18 protein-coding genes and 1 tRNA gene are annotated in these 18,567 nt (G+C 61.9%); 16 read left to right on the forward strand and 3 right to left on the reverse strand.

Going from position 1 to position 18,567, the window contains the following annotated elements:
- The first annotated feature begins 101 nt into the window (after positions 1 to 101).
- The 5 genes from YH63_RS15225 to YH63_RS15245 all read left to right on the forward strand — a co-directional run bounded on the left by YH63_RS15225 (position 102) and on the right by YH63_RS15245 (position 4,823).
- On the forward strand, positions 102 to 1,328 hold the full coding sequence (locus tag YH63_RS15225; protein ID WP_046826863.1) for an acyl-CoA dehydrogenase family protein: 1,227 nt from the start codon (positions 102 to 104) through the stop codon (positions 1,326 to 1,328).
- Positions 1,329 to 1,354: 26 nt separating this feature from the next.
- A complete protein-coding gene (locus YH63_RS15230) occupies positions 1,355 to 2,416 on the forward strand; it encodes a phosphotransferase family protein (protein WP_046826862.1) in 1,062 nt (353 codons plus the stop codon).
- Positions 2,417 to 2,493: 77 nt separating this feature from the next.
- The gene (locus tag YH63_RS15235; RefSeq protein WP_046826861.1) at positions 2,494 to 3,279 is read left to right on the forward strand and encodes an SDR family NAD(P)-dependent oxidoreductase; all 786 of its coding nucleotides are present in this window, start codon (positions 2,494 to 2,496) and stop codon (positions 3,277 to 3,279) included.
- Positions 3,279 to 4,016, forward strand: a complete 738-nt coding sequence (locus YH63_RS15240; protein WP_046826860.1) for a histidine phosphatase family protein — start codon at positions 3,279 to 3,281, stop codon at positions 4,014 to 4,016. Before YH63_RS15235 ends, YH63_RS15240 begins: the two co-directional genes overlap by 1 nt.
- 39 nt (positions 4,017 to 4,055) lie before the next feature.
- Positions 4,056 to 4,823, forward strand: coding sequence for an SDR family NAD(P)-dependent oxidoreductase (locus tag YH63_RS15245; protein WP_046826859.1), 768 nt, complete (start codon positions 4,056 to 4,058; stop codon positions 4,821 to 4,823).
- Between the two features lie 105 nt (positions 4,824 to 4,928).
- Here the strand turns inward: YH63_RS15245 and YH63_RS15250 are convergent, their stop codons facing one another.
- Positions 4,929 to 6,146: a serine hydrolase domain-containing protein gene (locus tag YH63_RS15250; RefSeq protein ID WP_046826858.1), complete on the reverse strand. Its 1,218-nt coding sequence runs from the start codon at positions 6,144 to 6,146 to the stop codon at positions 4,929 to 4,931.
- Between the two features lie 277 nt (positions 6,147 to 6,423).
- Here YH63_RS15250 and YH63_RS15255 point away from each other — a divergent pair, with 277 nt between their 5' ends.
- Both YH63_RS15255 and YH63_RS15260 read left to right on the forward strand, forming a co-directional pair.
- Positions 6,424 to 6,933, forward strand: a complete 510-nt coding sequence (locus tag YH63_RS15255) for a hypothetical protein (RefSeq protein ID WP_246658064.1) — start codon at positions 6,424 to 6,426, stop codon at positions 6,931 to 6,933.
- A gap of 48 nt (positions 6,934 to 6,981) precedes the next feature.
- Positions 6,982 to 7,407 carry a PaaI family thioesterase gene (locus YH63_RS15260; protein ID WP_046826856.1) on the forward strand — a complete coding sequence of 142 codons (426 nt, stop codon included), beginning with the start codon at positions 6,982 to 6,984 and terminating at the stop codon, positions 7,405 to 7,407.
- Positions 7,408 to 7,496: 89 nt separating this feature from the next.
- Here the strand turns inward: YH63_RS15260 and YH63_RS15265 are convergent, their stop codons facing one another.
- Positions 7,497 to 9,458, reverse strand: coding sequence for a methyl-accepting chemotaxis protein (locus YH63_RS15265; RefSeq protein WP_046826855.1), 1,962 nt, complete (start codon positions 9,456 to 9,458; stop codon positions 7,497 to 7,499).
- Between the two features lie 165 nt (positions 9,459 to 9,623).
- The gene (locus YH63_RS15270; protein WP_046826854.1) at positions 9,624 to 11,291 is read right to left on the reverse strand and encodes a sensor histidine kinase; all 1,668 of its coding nucleotides are present in this window, start codon (positions 11,289 to 11,291) and stop codon (positions 9,624 to 9,626) included.
- Between the two features lie 181 nt (positions 11,292 to 11,472).
- On the opposite strand from YH63_RS15270, the gene YH63_RS15275 reads away from it, so the two are divergent.
- From YH63_RS15275 to YH63_RS15315, 9 genes are all read left to right on the forward strand, one after another.
- A tRNA-Trp gene (locus tag YH63_RS15275) sits at positions 11,473 to 11,548 on the forward strand.
- Positions 11,549 to 11,800: 252 nt separating this feature from the next.
- A complete protein-coding gene (gene secE, locus YH63_RS15280; RefSeq protein ID WP_046826853.1) occupies positions 11,801 to 11,995 on the forward strand; it encodes a preprotein translocase subunit SecE in 195 nt (64 codons plus the stop codon).
- A gap of 16 nt (positions 11,996 to 12,011) precedes the next feature.
- Positions 12,012 to 12,542 carry a transcription termination/antitermination protein NusG gene (nusG, locus tag YH63_RS15285; RefSeq protein WP_006021087.1) on the forward strand — a complete coding sequence of 177 codons (531 nt, stop codon included), beginning with the start codon at positions 12,012 to 12,014 and terminating at the stop codon, positions 12,540 to 12,542.
- Positions 12,543 to 12,675: 133 nt separating this feature from the next.
- The gene (gene rplK, locus YH63_RS15290) at positions 12,676 to 13,104 is read left to right on the forward strand and encodes a 50S ribosomal protein L11 (protein WP_046826852.1); all 429 of its coding nucleotides are present in this window, start codon (positions 12,676 to 12,678) and stop codon (positions 13,102 to 13,104) included.
- 5 nt (positions 13,105 to 13,109) lie between these two features.
- Positions 13,110 to 13,802, forward strand: coding sequence for a 50S ribosomal protein L1 (rplA, locus tag YH63_RS15295; protein WP_046826851.1), 693 nt, complete (start codon positions 13,110 to 13,112; stop codon positions 13,800 to 13,802).
- A gap of 86 nt (positions 13,803 to 13,888) precedes the next feature.
- Entirely contained in the window at positions 13,889 to 14,836 is a 948-nt protein-coding gene (locus YH63_RS15300) for a 2-hydroxyacid dehydrogenase (protein ID WP_046826850.1), read from the forward strand.
- Positions 14,837 to 15,026: 190 nt separating this feature from the next.
- Positions 15,027 to 15,491 carry a (2Fe-2S)-binding protein gene (locus tag YH63_RS15305; RefSeq protein WP_046826849.1) on the forward strand — a complete coding sequence of 155 codons (465 nt, stop codon included), beginning with the start codon at positions 15,027 to 15,029 and terminating at the stop codon, positions 15,489 to 15,491.
- 3 nt (positions 15,492 to 15,494) lie between these two features.
- A complete protein-coding gene (locus YH63_RS15310) occupies positions 15,495 to 17,687 on the forward strand; it encodes a xanthine dehydrogenase family protein molybdopterin-binding subunit (RefSeq protein WP_046826848.1) in 2,193 nt (730 codons plus the stop codon).
- Entirely contained in the window at positions 17,684 to 18,355 is a 672-nt protein-coding gene (locus YH63_RS15315) for a hypothetical protein (RefSeq protein WP_046826847.1), read from the forward strand. Before YH63_RS15310 ends, YH63_RS15315 begins: the two co-directional genes overlap by 4 nt.
- Positions 18,356 to 18,567 lie beyond the last annotated feature (212 nt).

Here is an 18,567-nt window from a genome sequence, read left to right on the forward strand (position 1 = left end):
GATCAGACAACGTCAACACTGTTGACGTTGTCTGTCGGGTGGACAGTCGGTCGCGAGTGTTGCAAGACCGTCGCCAACCAACAACAAGAGAGGACCGTTCTATGGATTTCACGATGTCTGCGCGCCAGACCGAATGGCGTAACCGCGTTATCGCGTTTATGGACAAGCACGTTCGCCCCGCCGCTCCGATCTACAAGGAGCAGGATGCCAAGGGTGATCGCTGGAAGGTGATCCCGGTTCTCGAAGACCTGAAGAAGAAGGCGAAGGCCGAAGGCCTCTGGAACATGTTCATGCCGCCAAACGAGCATGAAGACGATGAATTCCGCGGCGCCGGCCTGACCAATCTTGAATATGCGCCGCTCGCAGAGCAGATGGGCCACTTCTACTGGGCCTCCGAAGTGTTCAATTGCTCGGCTCCGGATACCGGCAACATGGAAGTGTTCATGCGCTACGGCTCCAAGGAGCACAAGCGCCAGTGGCTGAAGCCGCTGATGAACGGTGAAATCCGCTCGGCGTTCCTGATGACCGAACCGGCGGTGGCGTCGTCCGACGCGACCAACATCGAAACCAGCATCAAGCGAGATGGCGATCACTACGTCATCAACGGCCGCAAGTGGTGGTCGTCCGGCGCAGGCGACCCGCGTTGCAAGATCGCGATCCTGATGGGCAAGACCGATCCGAGCCTGCCACGCCATCAGCAGCAGTCGCAAGTCCTCGTGCCGCTCGACGCGCCCGGCATCACGATCGAAAAGATGCTGCCAGTGTTCGGCTTCGACGATGCACCGCACGGTCATGCGCAGATCCTGCTCGAGAACGTCCGCGTGCCTGCCAGCAACATTTTGCTCGGCGAAGGACGCGGCTTCGAAATCGCTCAGGGCCGTCTCGGTCCAGGCCGCATCCATCATTGCATGCGCACCATCGGCGTCGCCGAGGCCGCGCTCGAGAAGATGGTCAAGCGTTTGTCGTCGCGTACCGCGTTCGGCAAGAAGATCATCGAGCAGTCGGTGTGGGAACAGCGCATCGGCGAAGCGCGCACCAACATCGACATGACCCGTCTGCTCTGCCTCAAGGCGGCTGACATGATGGACAAGGTCGGCAACAAGGCTGCGCAAACCGAAATCGCGATGATCAAGGTTGCGGCGCCGAATATCGCGCTCAAGATCATCGACGATGCTATCCAGGCATTCGGTGCCGCGGGCGTGTCCGACGAAGCCGGACTGGCGAAATCCTACGCGGGCATCCGTACGCTGCGTCTGGCTGACGGTCCGGATGAAGTTCACAACCGGGCCATTGCGCGGCTTGAGCTTCGGAAGTATTCCAATCAGTAACTGAATAAAAAAGATTGGAAGACGGTATGGGTCTCGGTGTGAGAAACGACTCTGACTTCTCCGGTACAATGCCGGTCGAAGAGCGCCATCGTGTTGACGAAGCAAATCTCGCCAAGTGGATGGCCGAACATGTCGAAGGCTACGCGGGACCGCTGACGGTCACGCAGTTCAAGGGCGGTCAGTCGAATCCGACATACCGCCTCGACACACCCAAGACCGCCTACGTGATGCGGCGTAAGCCGTTCGGCAAACTTTTGCCGTCGGCTCACGCCGTGGATCGTGAGTTCAAAGTGATCGCGGCCCTGCACGCGCAGGGTTTTCCGGTGGCGCGCGCTTACGCGCTCTGCATGGATGACGCGGTGATCGGCACGGCCTTCTACGTCATGTCGATGGAAGAGGGGCGCGTATTCTGGAATCCGACGCTGCCGAGTCTCGAGCCCAAGGAACGTCACGCGGTCTTCACGTCGAAGATCGAGACGCTGGCGAAGCTGCACAGTTACGATCCGGAGAAGATCGGGCTGGGCGACTTCGGCAAGCCCGGCAATTATTTCGCGCGTCAGGTCGATCGCTGGACCAAACAGTACCGCGCGTCCGAGACCGATCCGATCCCGGAGATGGATCGCCTGATCGAATGGCTGCCGAAAACCGTGCCGCATCAGGCGCGTGTTTCGGTTGTCCACGGCGACTATCGCCTCGACAACATGATCTTTCACGCGGACAAGCCGCAGGTGAAGGCTGTGCTGGACTGGGAATTGTCCACGCTCGGCGATCCGATGGCCGACTTCGCCTATCTGCTCATGCAGTGGACCATGCCGGGACTCGATGGCGCCGATTTCAAGGCGCTCAACATTCCGACCATGGAGGAGGCAGAGGCCATTTATTGCAAGGCGGCGGGCGTTCCTCCGATTGCGGACCTCAACTGGTATTTCTCTTACAACCTGTTCCGGCTCGCCGGCATCGTGCAGGGCATCGCCAAGCGTATTGTGGATGGCACTGCGGCGAATGCGAAAGCGCAGGAATCCGCCTCTCGCCGCATCCCGCTGGCGCAGGCAGCCTGGGCTTACGCCCAGAAGGCCGGCGCAAGCTAAGGCAACAACAAACAGCTTCGGTGTGATGCGCGGCAGCGCGCATCCGCTCAATTCAATCAAAACTTCTGGAGAACGTCATGGGTCGCCTCGAGGGCAAGTCCGTTATCATCACCGGCGCGGGCAGTGGCATAGGCCGCGCAGCATCGCTGATGTTCACCAAGGAAGGTGCGAAGCTGATCGCGGTCGACAAGACCGAGGGCGTCAACGAAACCGTCGAGCAGGTGCGCAAGGCCGGCGGCACCGCCGAGGCTGTGATTGCCGATGCAGGCATCGAAAACGATGTGAAGGCTTTCATCGCCAAGGCGATCTCGGCCTACGGCAAGCTCGACGCGATCTGGGCCAACGCCGGCATCGGCGGCGGTCTGATCCCGCTGGCAGAGCAGACGCCGGAGCACTGGCAGGAAGTTCTGCGCGTCAATCTGATCGGGCCGTTCCTCGCCGTGAAGCACTCCATTCCGCACATGGTGAAGCAGGGCCACGGCGCCATCGTCTGCACTGCGTCGGTTGCGGGCCTGAAGGCCAATGCCAGCGGTCATCCATATGCCGCCAGCAAGGCGGGCGTGATCAGCCTCGTGCAGACCACAGCCTATTCGCTCTCCGGCACCAACGTTCGGATCAATGCGGTGTGCCCCGGACTGATTGAGACCGGCATGACCAAGCCGATTTTCGATGGTGCGAAGGAGCGCGGCACCGAAGGCAAGATCGGCCAGCTCAACCCGTTGAAGCGTCCGGGCCAGCCGCATGAACTCGCGGCGATGGGATTGTTCCTCGCCAGCGACGAAGCCTCTTACGTCAACGGACAGGCGTTCCCGGTCGATGGCGGTCTGACCGCGTCGATGCCGTACGCCGGCAAGCCGATCTGATGTCGAGCGCTCCCGCCAAGCCGTTCGTTGCGCAGCATGCCGTCCCGGTGGGCGTGACATCGACACGCTGGTGGTGGGTGCGTCATGCTCCGGTGCGCGAGGACGGCGGCAACATCTACGGCCAGTCGGACATCGGCTGCGATTGCAGCGACAGCGTCGTGTTCGCGGGTGTTGCGAAATTCCTGCCGCGGGATGCCGTCTGGTTTTCCAGCAATCTGCAACGCACGCACCAGACCGCCGCGGCGATCTGGGCGGCCGGATTGCCGAAGCCCGATCAGATGCTTCAGGACAAGGCGTTCGCGGAGCAGGATCTTGGCGAGTGGCAGGGCATGAATCGCGCCGCGTTCTTTGCGGCGCGTCCTGCGTCGATCGCGAGCTACTGGTTCGCACCCGCGCATGAACGCGCGCCGGGCGGCGAGAGTTTCAACGATCTGTCCGACCGGACGGTGGCGGGTATCCGGCGCATCAACGCCGCGCATGCGGGCAAGGACATCGTCTGCGTGTCGCACGGCGGTCCGATCAAGGCGGCGATCGCGCATGCGCTTGGGCTGGAAGCCGGCGCCGGTTTCGCATTCACCATCGACAACTGCTCGGTGACGCGGCTGGATTTTCTGGCGAGCGACAGCCACAGCGGCTGGCGGGTGCCGATGATCAACCAGCAGCCGTGGATCGCCAGCCACGCGCACGATGCCATGCATCAGCCCGCCGGACCGGAAGTCACCAACAAGCTCGGATAGCAATAAGCGGCAGCGCCGCACGTATAGGGAGAGAAACGCATGACCTTGTTCGACATGACCGGAAAATCGGCCGTCATCACCGGCTCCACCAAGGGCATCGGCCGCGCCATTGCCGAGCGGATGGTGGAGCATGGCGCGCAGGTCGTGATTTCGTCGCGCAAGCAGGATCAGTGCGATCAGGTGGCGAAGGAAATCAACGACAAGTTCGGCAAGGGCAAGGCGATCGCCGTCGCCGCAAATATTTCGAGCAAGGAGAATCTCCAGAACCTCGTCGATGAAAGCACGCGCGCCTTCGGCAAGATCGACGTGCTGGTCTGTAACGCAGCGTCGAATCCGTATTACGGACCGCTCGCGGGCATTTCCGACGATCAGTTCACCAAGATCCTCGGCAACAACATCGTCGCCAACAACTGGATCATCAGCATGGTGGTGCCACAGATGATCGCCCGCAAGGACGGCTCGATCATCATCGTTTCATCCATTGGCGGCCTGAAGGGCTCGACCATTCTCGGCGCCTACGCGATCTCGAAGGCTGCCGACATGCAACTCGCGCGCAATCTGGCTTGTGAATACGGCCCGCACAATGTGCGCGTCAATTGCATCGCGCCGGGCCTGATCAAGACCGATTTCGCCAAGGCGCTGTGGGACAATCCGGACAACCTGAAGGCATCTACCGCGCGCTCGCCGCTGCTGCGCATTGGCATCCCCGATGAAATCGCGGGTGCCGCGGTGTTCATGGGATCGGCTGCCGGTAATTTCATGACCGGTCAGACGGTCGTCATCGACGGCGGCGCAACGATCAGCTGATCAAGAGCTTCGTCATTCCGGGGTACGCGAAAGCGCAAACCCGGAATCTCGTTGTGTTAGTGTGGATTCCGGGTTCAGCCCTGCGGGCTGCCCCGGAACGACAATTCATTCCACTGCAGCGTAGACGAGGCTGCGCACCAGCGTGCGGAAATACTCGCGCTGGCCGGGGCCTTGCGACAGGAAGATCGCAAACAGATCTTCCTGCGGGTCGATCCAGAAGAACGTGCCTGCGACACCGCTCCAGAAAAACTGTCCGACGGAGCCCGCATAGGGTGCCATGCCTGCATCGGTGCGCACCGCGAATCCGAGGCCAAAACCATGGCCTGGCGGCAGCAGGTGCGACTCCACCTTGACGTTTGCTGCGAGATGGTTGGACGCCATGAACGCGAGCGTCGTGCGTCCGATCACGCGGTTGCCGTCGAGCGTGCCGCCGTTCAGCAGCATCTGGCAGAAGCGCGCGTAGTCCATCGCGGTCGAGACCAGCCCGCCGCCGCCGGATTCCATCTTCGCTACTTCCAGCGGATCGAACAGCGCGACCTTGTCGCCGGTCCATGGATCGGCCGGGAAGGGCTGCGCGATGCGCGACTTGTTGTCCTGCGCGGTGTGAAAGCCGGTTTCGTTCATCTGCAGCGGGCTGAGGATGCGCTCGCTCAGGAAGGCGCTCAGCAGCTTGCCTGACACCACTTCAAGGACGCGGCCCAGAATGTCGGTGGAGCGGCTGTAGTTCCATTCCGTGCCCGGCTGGCACATCAGCGGCATGCTGGCGATGAGCTTCGCGTGTTCCTCATTGGTGATGTCGCGGCGGAAGGTCTTCGCCTTCGCGTACATCCGCTGCACCATGCCGGCGCCGGTGATCTCGTATGAAATGCCCGAGGTGTGACGCAGCAGGTCCTGAATCGTAATCGGATGCACCGGCAGCGCGAATTCCAGCGCCCCGTTGCGCTCGACACCGACCTTCTGGCTGCCGAATTCCGGAATGTACTTGGCCAGCGGGTCGTTGAGCAGGAGATGGCCGTCCTCGACCAGCATCATGATGCCGAGCGACACCAGCGGCTTCGTCATCGAGAAGATGCGGAAGATGCTGTTCGTCGCCATCGCCGTGCTGCCGGCGGGGTCCTGTTTGCCCTGCGCCTCGAACCAGCCGATCTGGCCGCGCCGCGCCACCATCGACACCACGCCCGGCGTCGTGCCCTTGTCGATCTCGCGCTGGAACGCGTCGCGCATCCGCTGCAGCCGCTGTGCGGAAAGGCCAATCGTCTCCGGCTTGGCGGAGGGAAGGGCTGGGGTTGCCTTGGCGGCGCTTGGCGTGGCGTGGACGTTCATGTTGCCTCCGGTTTTCTTGTTCTGAAATCAATGCCAGCTGAAGCTTGGCCCAGAACGCCTGACTTGAACAGAGTGTCATCGCAACGCAATACAATTATAAGTAGACAATCTGCTTTGCTCTCCCCTAACTTTCGCCCTGGCTGAGTAAAGCAAAAACAGCGGGGGCTGTATGTCGAGGATGATGGGGCTGGCACGGCTTGCCGTGCTTGCGGGAGCGCTTGCGCTCGCTGGCTGCAAGACAATCGAGAATTCTCTATCGCAAAACGACGTAGCGGGCATGAAACTGACGGACATCTCCGTCAGCTTTGCTCCTGACGCAACTATCCAGTGGGACGATGGCATCCGGGCCTACGCCACGTCGAAATCGATCCCGGACGATCAGATCGCGACAGCGACGAACACACCTGAGGGCAAGGCCTACGTTCGGAATCTTCTGGCGCAACGGATCAAGGCTGGAGTCGACAAGACGATGGCCGGTCATCTCAACGGCTCGCGTCCTGTACGGCTTAACATCGTGGTCCACAGCTTCACGATTTCACCCGCGATCCAGCGAATTGTTATCGGCGGAGGCCATGGCATGCTCGCTGACGCAAATCTGGTGGATGCACGAACTGGCGCCAGTATCGTGGCTTATCCGAAAATGAGTGTCGTTCTTGTTGTCGGACAAGGGGTTTTGGGAACCGCGGTTCAGGCCGCGATCGATCATGCTTCCGAGCAGAGCACGGCCGATAAAATTGCCAGCCGCTACGGCGATAGCTATCGTGATTGGCTGCTTCGAAAATCCTGAGGGCCTATGTTTCGTTGGCCTTCCGCGAATATCTAGAGTGAAGGGTCAATGACTGACGCAGGTGCCAGGAAACTGGCGAAAGACGGCTGGACGATCGTCGAGGACGACGGGTTTCTCAATCTGGTGGGACCGCTCTGGCATCGCGCCAACGACACGACGGGCGAATACGCCATCGTTGCGCAGGCGAAACACAAGAACCGGCGTGGGTTCGTTCAGGGCGGGTTGCTGATGACGCTGGCGGACCGTTCGCTCGGCATGGCCGCGCGCGCGGGAAGCGGGTCCAGCGCTGTCGTCACGATCCAGATGGATACGCACTTCATCGATGCGGCCAAAATCGGAGAAATCCTGATCTCGACGCCGCGCGTGGTGCGCAGCACGCGCACGCTGATTTTCCTGAATACCGAACTGACGGCGGAAGGCCGCTGCGTCGTGATGGCAAGCGGCGTGTTCAAGATCATGAAGGGCGCGGGCTGACCGATCACAAGCTCGCGGCTGAAACGATAAAGGCCGCCCCACCAAGGTGGAGCGGCCTTTACCAAGGCACACACTATTTTGAGGCGGACTTACGCCGCCCGGACCTCGCGCAGGAAGGCATCGACCTGCGCCTTCAGTGTTTCGCCATTCATGGACAGTTCGGCGGCCGATGCGACGACCTGATCGGCAGCGACGCCGGTTTCCCGGGCCGCATCGCGAACGCCGACGATGTTCGCCGAGACTTCGCCCGTGCCACGCGCGGCCTCGGCAACGTTGTGGGCGATCTCGCGTGTGGCTGCGCCTTGCTCCTCGACCGCGGACGCAATGGCGCTCGCGATCTCGTTGACCTTGCTGATGGTGTGGGTGATCCCGTTGATGGCCTCGGCGGACGTCTTTGTCGCGGACTGGATGGCTCCGACCTGCGCTGAAATTTCGTCGGTCGCCTTCGACGTCTGGCTTGCCAGCGCCTTCACTTCGGACGCGACGACGGCAAATCCCCGTCCGGCTTCGCCGGCGCGCGCCGCTTCGATGGTGGCGTTGAGCGCGAGCAGGTTGGTCTGTTCGGCGATCTCGCTGATCAGTTTCACCACGTCGCCGATCTTCTGGGCGGCCAGCGCCAGTCCCTGAACTTCCGCATTGGTGTCGTTCGCCTGCTTGGCGGCGTGACCGGCCACCTGCGCGGATTCATTGACCTGCTGGGCGATCTCGTTGATCGAGGCGTTGAGTTCCTCGATCGCGGCGGCGACAGCCTGGGCATTCTGCGATGCTTCTTCCGATGCATCGGCAACCGTCGCGGTCTGCTGCGTCGCTTCTTCCGCCGTGCGGGCCATATTTTCGGCCGTGCTGCGCAACTCGGTCGATGCCGCGCCCACCGCATTCACGACGCTGCCGACGCCGGTTTCGAATCGCTCGGCGAGGGCCAGCACGGTGCTGCGGCGTTCGGCCTCCGAGGCGACACGCTGCTCTTCCTGCGCGGCACGCAACCGGCCGGTTTCAATCAGGCTGTCCTTGAACACCTCGACGGCGCGCGCCATCGAGCCGATCTCGTCGCGGCGATCTGCGCCCGGCACGATGATGTCGTGCTTGCCGGACGTCATCACACGCATCGCGCCTTCGAGTGCCACGATCGGTCGTGCCAGTCCGCGACCCACCCAGGCGGCAATCAGACCGGCGATCAGCACCGCGGCGATAGCGCCGACTGCGAGCCACTTCGCGGAGTTGCTCGCGATCTCGGCGTAGGCCTTCGTGTTGCGTGCGATCTCGATGACGGCGACCGGCTGTCCGGAGAAGTTCTTGATCTGACCGAAGGTGGTCGAAACGGGCTCACCCTTGCGTTCTCCCGACACGATAACGGACTCGCCGGCAAGCGCGCGCTTGACGATGTCACCGGAAGGTGCGGCTCCTCCGATGGTCGATGCGAGGGTCTTGACGTTGCCGTCATTGATCTGGTGGATCGCGACATCGACTGAGAAGCGGTCCTTCATCGATTTGACGAAAGCATCGCCGAACGGCGCGCCCATATCGACCGTGCCCAGCAGGGTGTCACCGTCGAGAATCGGCGTGGTGCCGAAGATATTGAGGACATCGCGCCCGGCCTCGACGCCGCCGACCGGCTTCTTGGTGGCGAACGCCTGCACGACCATCTTGCGGCGGGCGGTGACGTCGTCGCCGAATGCGGTCGGGTTATGCAACCTCGCAAGGGTCACACCCGGCGGAATCTGGATCGTGATGAGTTCGACGCCGAGCGGCTTGATCGAATTCAGGGTGCTGGCGAGCAGTTTCAGCGTGGCATCCCGGTCGCGCGCCTTCACCACCGTCTTGAGCTCGGGCATGGTCGCGAGGGCATTCGCGACAACCTGAACCGTGCGCGTGTCCGAGTCCATCGCGCTCATCATGTTGTCGTAGTCGGATTTCAGTTCGCGCTGAAGCGCCAGATCGACTGCGGTCTGTTGCTGCCAAAGGCCAAAGGCGGCGAGGCCGGCACAGGAGGCCGCCGCCACCAGTGAAATTGCAATCATTATTCGGGCAGAAACGGACCAAAGCTTACGCATCGTGTCTCCAAACAATCCTGAGCCAATGACAGAAAATCTGTTGGCAATAACCTAGGAAATTTGAATCAACATCGCGTTAAGGAGTGTCGTTAGGGCGGCTTCGCCGGCACGCGATGTTCGCCAGGCAGACATGGCGATTCCGTGAAGGTGCAACTATGCTTCGAGCTAGTTTCTCGGCTCTGTGTCCGGCGCAATCATGCTCAGGTGAAAGACGAGCCCCGACGGCGGGTAGCGGAAGGTGCAATCGCCGCCGAGTTGCCGGCTGAGATTCGAAATCAGCCGCGTGCCGAAACCTTCTTCGTCGGGAGGCGCGACCGAGGGTCCGCCGCTCTCGCTCCATATCAGGCTGACGGCTGTGCCCGCTTCATCGGGCTGCGCCGTCCAGCCGATGGTGACGCGGCCGCTGTCGTTCGCCAGCGCGCCGTACTTCATTGCGTTGGTGCAAAGCTCGTGCAGGATCATCGCCATCGGCACGGCCGTCGTCGGCGGCAGGTCCACCGGCGGTCCCGAAATCACGAAACGATGTCCTCGTTCCTCCTGTAGCGGGGCAATCGCGGCTTGCGCGATTTCAGACAGATCCGCGTGCTGCCAGTTCTTGCGGGTCAGGAGATCGTGGCCGCGCACCAGCGCCTGCAAGCGTTCGTGGAACTGGCGCAGGGCTTCTGGCCCCTGGCTGTGGCGAAAGCTCAAGGACGCGATCGATTGCACGGTGGCGAGGGTGTTCTTGACCCGGTGGGCGAGTTCATGAACCAGAATCTCGCGGCGTTCCTCGGCGGTGGCGCGCTGTTCCTCCCGCATGGCGTTTTCGTCCATCAGCCGGTCGAAGGTCTGCCCGAGCACGCCGATTTCGTCGCTGCGGCCGACGATGCCGGTGCGGACGGCATCGTGACCGCGCCGCCACGCTTCGGCCGTCGCCACCATGCGCATCAGCGGCCTGCGGATGATGCCCTCGCCGACAAGCCAGGCCAGCAGGAACGCCACCGCGCTTCCCAGTGCGAACAGCGCAATGCTGTTGCGCACGGCACGGTCAATCGGCTCGAATGCTTCGCTGCGCGCGATGCCGCTGCTGACGTAAAGCCCGAACGGGGTCACCGATGCCGGGATGTAGCCGATGATGCGGGGCACACCGTCGATACCGATGATGTCCTCGGTTCCAGGCGCCGCTGCACCGATTCTGCCGAGACTGTCGTCGATCTTCTTGCCGACATATTTTTCGGGGGCCGGTTCGCGTGAGATTACGATGCCGTTGCGGTCGGCGATCAGGATGGTGCCGCCGCGTTGTACGCCGCGCTGCTTCAACTGCTTTCCCAGCCAATCAACATTGAGGCCGGCGACAATTGCGCCTGTAACCTTTCCGCCGCGAATGATGGGTGTCGCCAGTGGAATGACGTTGCGGTCGGACACCTGGCTGGCGATGAACGTCCCGATCGCGAATTTCTGCTGGTCTATGGCGGTGCGAAAATAGTCGCGGGTCGCGAGATTGGGGGCTGCCAGGCTTGGCTCGCTGAAACAGCGGATGTTGCCGTCCAGCCCGACGACCAGAATGGAGGTCAGCGGTTCGATATGGGGACGGACCCGCATGATGTAGTCGGTGCATGCGGTGCTGTTAGTCCGGTGGACCTCGTCGGCCTCCGCCACCGTGCGAAGCGCGCCCTGGATGCCGTCGAAAATCTGGCCCACCTCGGAGGCAACGACCTGTGCGCTGCGCAGGGCGTCGGCGCGGGCTTCCGCATACCGGGCGTTTCGCAGGTCAAATGCCCCGTAACTGACCGCCGCGAGACCGGGCAGGGACGCAACGAGAGTAAGCGCCAGCAGCCGGTGGGTGAGCGACATGCGGCGTATGGCATTGCGAAGCGGCAAACCGTTTGTTTCCCCCACCGGTTGAGCTTTTCTTGAATGTACGCGGCGCGCCGGATGGCGGCAATCGCCGCAGGGCGGGTTCCGTGACCAAGCGAAAATCGCTGTGAGGGGGCGTGGACGGCGTGAAAATGGTTCGCTATAGAGGCGGCTCTGTAGGAGCGTAGCTCAGTTGGTAGAGCATCGGTCTCCAAAACCGAGGGTCGCAGGTTCGAGCCCTGCCGCTCCTGCCAGTTTCTGGCCCAGTATCCGTACCTTGACCTGACGCCCGTCCCACAGTAGATAACGGCACCTGCTGTCGGCCCGTTTTGACGGATTTCCGGCGCGGCATTGAAATCCCCGGACAATCGAGCCCGCTTGGCGGCTCATCCTTCTAAAGAGGGTTGGGCGCAAGAAACTGTGGCGTGCGAGGGCTGTCCGGATTCCTGAAATAATTCAATCACGCCTGGAACGACGTTCCCGGCAATACGGATGCGGACCCGACGATGGCTTTCAGCCCGTTCAAATTCCTGCAGGAAGTGCGCTCGGAGACCGCCAAGGTCACCTGGCCGACGCGCCGCGAGACCATGATCACCACGATCATGGTGTTCATTATGGTCGCGGTGTCCTCGGTGTTCTTCTTCGTCGCGGACCAGATCATTCGCGTCCTGATCACTTTCATTCTTGGCATTCAGGCCTGAGCGCGGAACCGAAACAATGAGCATGCGCTGGTACATCGTTCACGCCTATTCGAACTTCGAGAAGAAGGTCTCCGAATCCATTCGCGAGCAGGCCAAGCAGCGCGGACTGGAAGATCTGTTCGAGCAGGTGCTGGTGCCGACCGAGAAGGTCACGGAAGTGCGCCGCGGTCGCAAGATCGACGCTGAGCGCAAGTTCTTCCCGGGCTACGTGCTGGTGAAGATGAACCTCACCGACGAGGCTTTCCATCTCATCAAGAACACGCCCAAGGTAACGGGCTTCCTCGGCGCGGAAAACAAGCCGATGCCGATCTCGGAAGCCGAAGCCATGCGCATTCTGCATCAGGTGCAGGAGGGTGTGGAGCGGCCGAAGGCATCGGTGTCGTTCGAAATCGGCGAGAACGTGCGCGTGGCCGATGGCCCGTTCGCGTCGTTCTCCGGTGTGGTCGAGGAAATCGACGAGGCGCGTTCGCGCGTGAAGGTCGCGGTGTCGATCTTCGGACGTGCGACGCCGGTCGAACTGGAATTCGGTCAGGTCGAAAAGGTCTGATCGTTTTCGTCCCTGCTCAGGCAGGGACGTGAGAATGCCGTGGGAGGAGACAGCCGGTCGCCAGCCGCCTGTCGAACCGCACCACGGTCCTAAGAAGGTCCGGAATGGTCCGGATCGTTTGAAGGAGTGAAGTATGGCTAAGAAAGTGACCGGATACCTGAAGCTTCAGGTGCCGGCCGGTGCGGCGAACCCGTCGCCACCGATCGGTCCCGCGCTTGGTCAGCGCGGCCTCAACATCATGGAATTCTGCAAGGCGTTCAACGCGCAGACGCAGAAGGAAGAAAAGAACACCCCGATCCCGGTGGTCATCACCATTTATGCGGACCGGTCGTTCACGTTTGAAATGAAGACCCCGCCGATGTCCTACTTCTTGAAGCAGGCGGCGAAGATCCAGTCCGGTTCGAAAGCGCCGGGCCGCGACTCCGCAGGCAAGGTGACCCAAGCGCAAGTGCGCGAGATCGCCGAAAAGAAGATGAAGGATCTCAACTGTGACACCGTCGAAGCGGCCATGAAGATGGTCGAGGGCTCTGCCCGTTCGATGGGTCTCCAGGTAGCGGGGTAACGATCATGGCTGTTGGCAAGAAACTGGTCAAAGCCCGTGAGGGTATCGACCGCGAAAAGCTCTATCCGATCGCTGATGCGGTCAAGATGATCAAGGAACGCGCTTCGGCGAAGTTCGACGAGACCATCGAGATTGCGATCAACCTCGGCGTTGATCCGCGTCACGCTGACCAGATGGTCCGCGGCGTGGTGACACTGCCGAACGGCACCGGCCGCACGTTGCGCGTCGGCGTGTTCGCCCGCGGCGCCAAGGCTGAGGAAGCCAAGGCTGCGGGTGCTGACGTCGTCGGTGCTGAAGATCTCGTTGAGAAGGTGCAGGGCGGCGCGATCGATTTCGATCGTTGTATCGCAACTCCTGACATGATGCCGCTGGTCGGTCGTCTCGGTAAGGTGCTCGGCCCGCGTGGCATGATGCCGAACCCGAAGATCGGCACCGTCACCATGGACATCGCCAACGCGGTCAAGGGCGCCAAGGGCGGCTCGGTCGAGTTCCGTGTCGAGAAGGCCGGTATCGTGCAGGCTGGCATCGGCAAGGTCTCTTTCTCGGAAGAGAAGCTCGTTGAGAACATCAAGGCGCTGGCCGACGCGGTTGTGAAGGCGAAGCCTGCTGGCTCGAAGGGCACCTACGTTCAGCGCGTTGCGGTCTCGTCGACGATGGGCCCGGGCGTCAAGGTCGAGCCGGGCAGCCTCAACTCCTGATCGGCATTGGCTTGAATGATTTGAAGGCGGAGCGGGGATAAACACCTGCTCCGCCTTTTTCGTTATGTTCCAGTGGAAGTTCAGCAATGCCCCATCAAGTCCTGATCTTTTCGCGGTTTCCAAAAGCGCAGATGGTGCGCATCGGCGAGCGCTACGAATTGCTCGACGGCAAGGGCAGGCCACCGATTGAGACCTTCAGCGCCGAACAGCTCAAGCCGATCCGCGCGATGATCACGGCGGGCGGGCAGGCGATTCCTCCGGTGGTGCTCGATATGCTGCCGTCGCTGGGGGCGATCATTTGCTATGGCACAGGTTATGACGGCATCGATTTCGCGGAAACCGCGCGGCGCAAGATTGCCGTCGGCAACAGTCCCGCGGCGAACGCGGCTTCGGTTGCCGACCTTGCGATGACGCTGATGCTGGCGACGACGCGACGATTGGTGGCCGCGGACGACTACGTGCGCAGCGGCGGATGGTCCGGCGCGAAACCATCGCCATCGATGCGTCCGCCCCTCGGCATGACCGGACGCAAAATCGGAATCTACGGCATGGGCGAAATAGGCCGCAAGATCGCGGCACGTTGCGCGGTGTTCGAAACCGAAGTTGCCTACCACAGCCGCAGCAAGCACGACGTCCCATATGCGTATCACGCCAGTCTCGCGGCGCTGGCGGAGTGGGCCGACATATTGATGGTAGCGGTGCGCGCTGGCGCGGACACGCAGCACGCGGTCGATGCCGGCATTCTCAAGAAGCTTGGCCCGCAGGGAACCATCGTCAACATTTCGCGCGGCTCGGTGATTGATCAGGCAGCGCTGGTCGCAGCACTTGAGAGCAACGTGATCGCGGGTGCTGGTCTCGACGTTTACGCGAAAGAGCCGCATGCGCCGGACACACTGACGACCTTGCCCAACGTTGTGCTGACGCCGCACATCGGCGGCCACACGGTCGAGGCTCACATCGCCATGCAGGATTGCGTCATGGCCAATCTCGATGCCTTCTTTTCAGGCAAGCCGCTGCGTTATCCGGTGACGTGAAGCCGGGAAATAAAACTGTCATCATCGGGGACGCGGATGGGGACAGACATAAGAAACCAGAACACACATTGCGAGGGTTCGTTCCTCGCGTATCGAAAAATATAGCTTCGCCGCAGCGCACATTAGTTTGATTGATGTTTAGAACGAGTCGAATGTAGGCTTCGCCTTCGATTTTCGAAGGAGATCCGCGATGGCGGCATTCGTACTCAAGATCAACGGCGGCGAACATCGTGTGGATGTCGATCCGCAAACACCTCTGCTCTGGGCGATCCGCGACGGCGCGGGATTGATGGGCACCAAGTATGGCTGCGGCGTCGCGCAATGTGGCGCGTGCACCGTGCATGTCGATGGCCAGCCGGTGCGATCATGTTCGCTGCCGGTGTCGGCGGTCGGCGCTAGCGAAATCATCACCATCGAAGGCATCAAGAGCCGCGAAGCTCAGGCCGTGCAGAAGGCGTGGGTCGCACTCGATGTGCCGCAATGCGGCTATTGCCAGTCCGGACAGGTCATGAGCGCGACATCGTTGCTCTCACTCAATCCGAAGCCGACGGACGAGGACATCGATCTGGCGATGACCGGCAACATCTGCCGCTGCGCCACCTATGTCCGCATCCGCGCCGCGATCCACGACGCTGCCAAGTCGCTGGAGGGCTGAGCCATGAACGTACACATCAAAGACACAGTCACGCGCGCATCCGCTCTCTCGCGCCGCTCGCTTCTCAAGGCGGGAGCGGGACTCGCGATCGGCGTTTACATCGCAAGGAGCGGCAAGGCGTTCGCGCAAGGTGCGCCCGCTGCGGCGCAGGTCAACATCGTGCCGAACACGTTCCTCATCATCAAGCCGGACAACACGGTCACGGTGCTCTGCAAGCACATCGAATTCGGACAGGGACCGTTCACCGGCATGGCGACGTTGGTCGCCGAAGAGCTCGACGCCGACTGGTCGCAGATGCGCGCCGATCACGCGCCGTCCAATCCCGTGCTCTACAAGAATCTGGGGTTTGGCGTGCAAGGCACCGGCGGATCGAGCGCCATCTCAAACTCCTACGAACAGATGCGCAAGGTTGGCGCAGCCGCGCGCGAGATGCTGGTGGCTGCGGCCGCCAAGGAGTGGAACGTGCCTGCGGCGGAGATCACCGTTGAAAATGGGGTGATCAAGCACCCGTCGGGCAAGGAAGGCCGGTTCGGTGCATTCGCCGAGAAGGCGAACCAGTTGCCGGTCCCGGCCAATCCGAAGTTGAAGGACCCGTCGCAGTTCAAGCTGATCGGCAAGGAAGGTGCGGTCAAGCGCCTCGACAGCGCCGAGAAATCGAACGGCACTGCGGTGTTCACGCTCGACATCAACGAACCGGACATGCTGACGGTGGTGATCGCGCGGCCGCCGCGCTTTGGAGGCATGGTTGCGTCGTTCGACGCGACAGCAGCCAAGGCTGTATCCGGCGTGGTCGATGTAAGGCAGGTGCCGACCGGTATCGCAGTCTATGCAAAAGGCTTCTGGCCGGCGAAGACCGCACGCGATCTCTTGAAAATCACCTGGGACGACAGCAAGGCGGAGAAGCGCGGTACAGCGCAACTGTTGACCGAGTTTCGCGGCCTGTCGAAGACGCCGGGAAAAACGGTGAAGACGGAAGGCGACTTCGAGGCGGAAGCCTCCAAGGCCGGCAGCCGCATCATCGAGTCCGAATACGTTTTTCCGTATCTGGCCCACGCGGCGATGGAGCCGCTGAATGCGTTCATCCACTGGCAGGGCGATACGGCGTCGTCGCGCTTCGGCAGCCAGTTCCCGACGCCGGATCACGCGACCATCGCGAAGATCCTCGGTCTGCCGATGGAGAAGGTCCAGCTCAAGACCATTCTCGCCGGCGGCAGCTTCGGGCGGCGCGCGCAGCAGACGGTGCATGTGGCCGCTGAGCTTGCGGAAGTGGCGAAAGCCATCGGCCCCGGCAAACCGATCAAGCTGGTATGGACGCGCGAAGACGACATGCGCGGCGGATACTATCGCCCGTTCAGCATTCACCGCATGCGCGGCGTGGTGCGCGATGGAAAAATCCAGGCCTGGAGCGACACCATCGTTGGGCAGTCGATCATGAAGGGATCGCCGTTCGAGGCGATGGCAATGAAAGATGGGCTCGATTCGACCGCCTACGAAGGCTCGAACGAAATCCCCTACGACGTCGCCAACTTCAAGTGCGATCTGCATCAGGTCGATGTCGGCGTGCCGGTGCTGTGGTGGCGTTCGGTCGGACACACCCACACAGGCTACGCCGTCGAAGCCTTCGTCGATGAGTTGCTGGAGGCGGCCGGAAAAGATCCGGTCGAGGGGCGTCTTGAGCTGATGAGCAAGAAGCCGCGTCATGCCGGCGTGCTGCGCGCGGTCGCGGAACTGGCGGACTGGAAGAACGCAAAGCTCGAGCCGGGCCGCGCACGCGGCGTCGCGGTGGTCGAGAGCTTCAAGACATTTGTCGCGCAGATCGTTGAGGTGTCGATGGGCGACGAAGGCCCCAAGGTCCACAAGGTCTGGTGTGCGGTGGATTGCGGCGTTGCCGTCAATCCGGACATCATCCGCGCGCAGATGGAGGGCGGCATCGGGTTCGGCCTCGGTCACATCCTCTATGCGGATGTGCCGATGGAGGACGGCCGTGTGGTGCCGGGCAATTTCGACACCTACCGGTCGCTTCGCATCAACGAGATGCCTGCGGTTGAAGTCACCATCGTCAAATCGAGCGAGAGCCCGACCGGCGTCGGTGAACCGGGCGTGCCGCCAATCGGCCCTGCGGTAGCCAATGCGATGGCCAAACTCGGTCAGGTACGTCCGCGGCAATTGCCGATCGTGCCGGGAGCATCCGCATGAGGGTGCTCAGACAGGGCGTGATGGCGCTCGGCGCAGGCGCTTTTGCCGCAGCGTTGCTGGCGTTCGCCGGACCGGCATTTCGCGGCGAGGCCGATGCTGCGATGGAGCCGTCGGTCAATCCAGTGAAACTGAAGCCGGTGTCGGCCTTCGACGACATCAAGAGCAAGAACGAGCGCGCCGTTGCGCTATTCGAGGAAGCCGGCAAGGTGATCATGTCGCCGCGCTGCATGAACTGCCATCCAGCGACGGAGCGTCCGACGCAGACCAACAAGATGACTCCGCATCAGCCGCTGGTGGTGCGGGGCGAGGGTGGCATGGGGGCTGCGAGCGGTCTCGCCTGCAACACCTGCCACCGTGAGACGAACTTCGATCCCGCCGGTGTGCCAGGTCATCCGCAGTGGCACCTCGCGCCGCTGGAGATGGCGTGGCAGGGCAGATCACTCGGTCAGATCTGCGAGCAGATCAAGGACCCGAAGCGTAACGACGGCAAGGACATGGCCGCGCTTGTGAAGCATATGGCCGAGGACAGTCTGGTCGGCTGGGCCTGGTCGCCGGGTGCGAACCGGACGCCAGCGCCCGGAAGCCAGAAGGAGTTCGGGGATTTGATCAAGGCATGGGCTGCGGCAGGCGGGGCGTGTCCGAAAATCGTAGGCAATACAAGAGGTTGAACTTAAAGACTTGGTCCGTTATGCTTTGACGGACGCCTTTGCCGGGCGACTCCGAGCAGCTTCTGGCCCGGAAAATGCTTTGGGAACTCAGAATCTCCTTGGCAAGGCGAACCTGACCCGTTAAACATTCCTTTCCGGGCGTGCTGGCTGTCGCTGGCGCGTCCGTGTTCGTTTTCCGAAAATCAAACCAATAGGAGTCCATTCCTCGTCGA

This window comes from Afipia massiliensis (assembly GCF_001006325.2).
Taxonomy (GTDB): Bacteria; Pseudomonadota; Alphaproteobacteria; order Rhizobiales; family Xanthobacteraceae; genus Afipia; species Afipia massiliensis_A.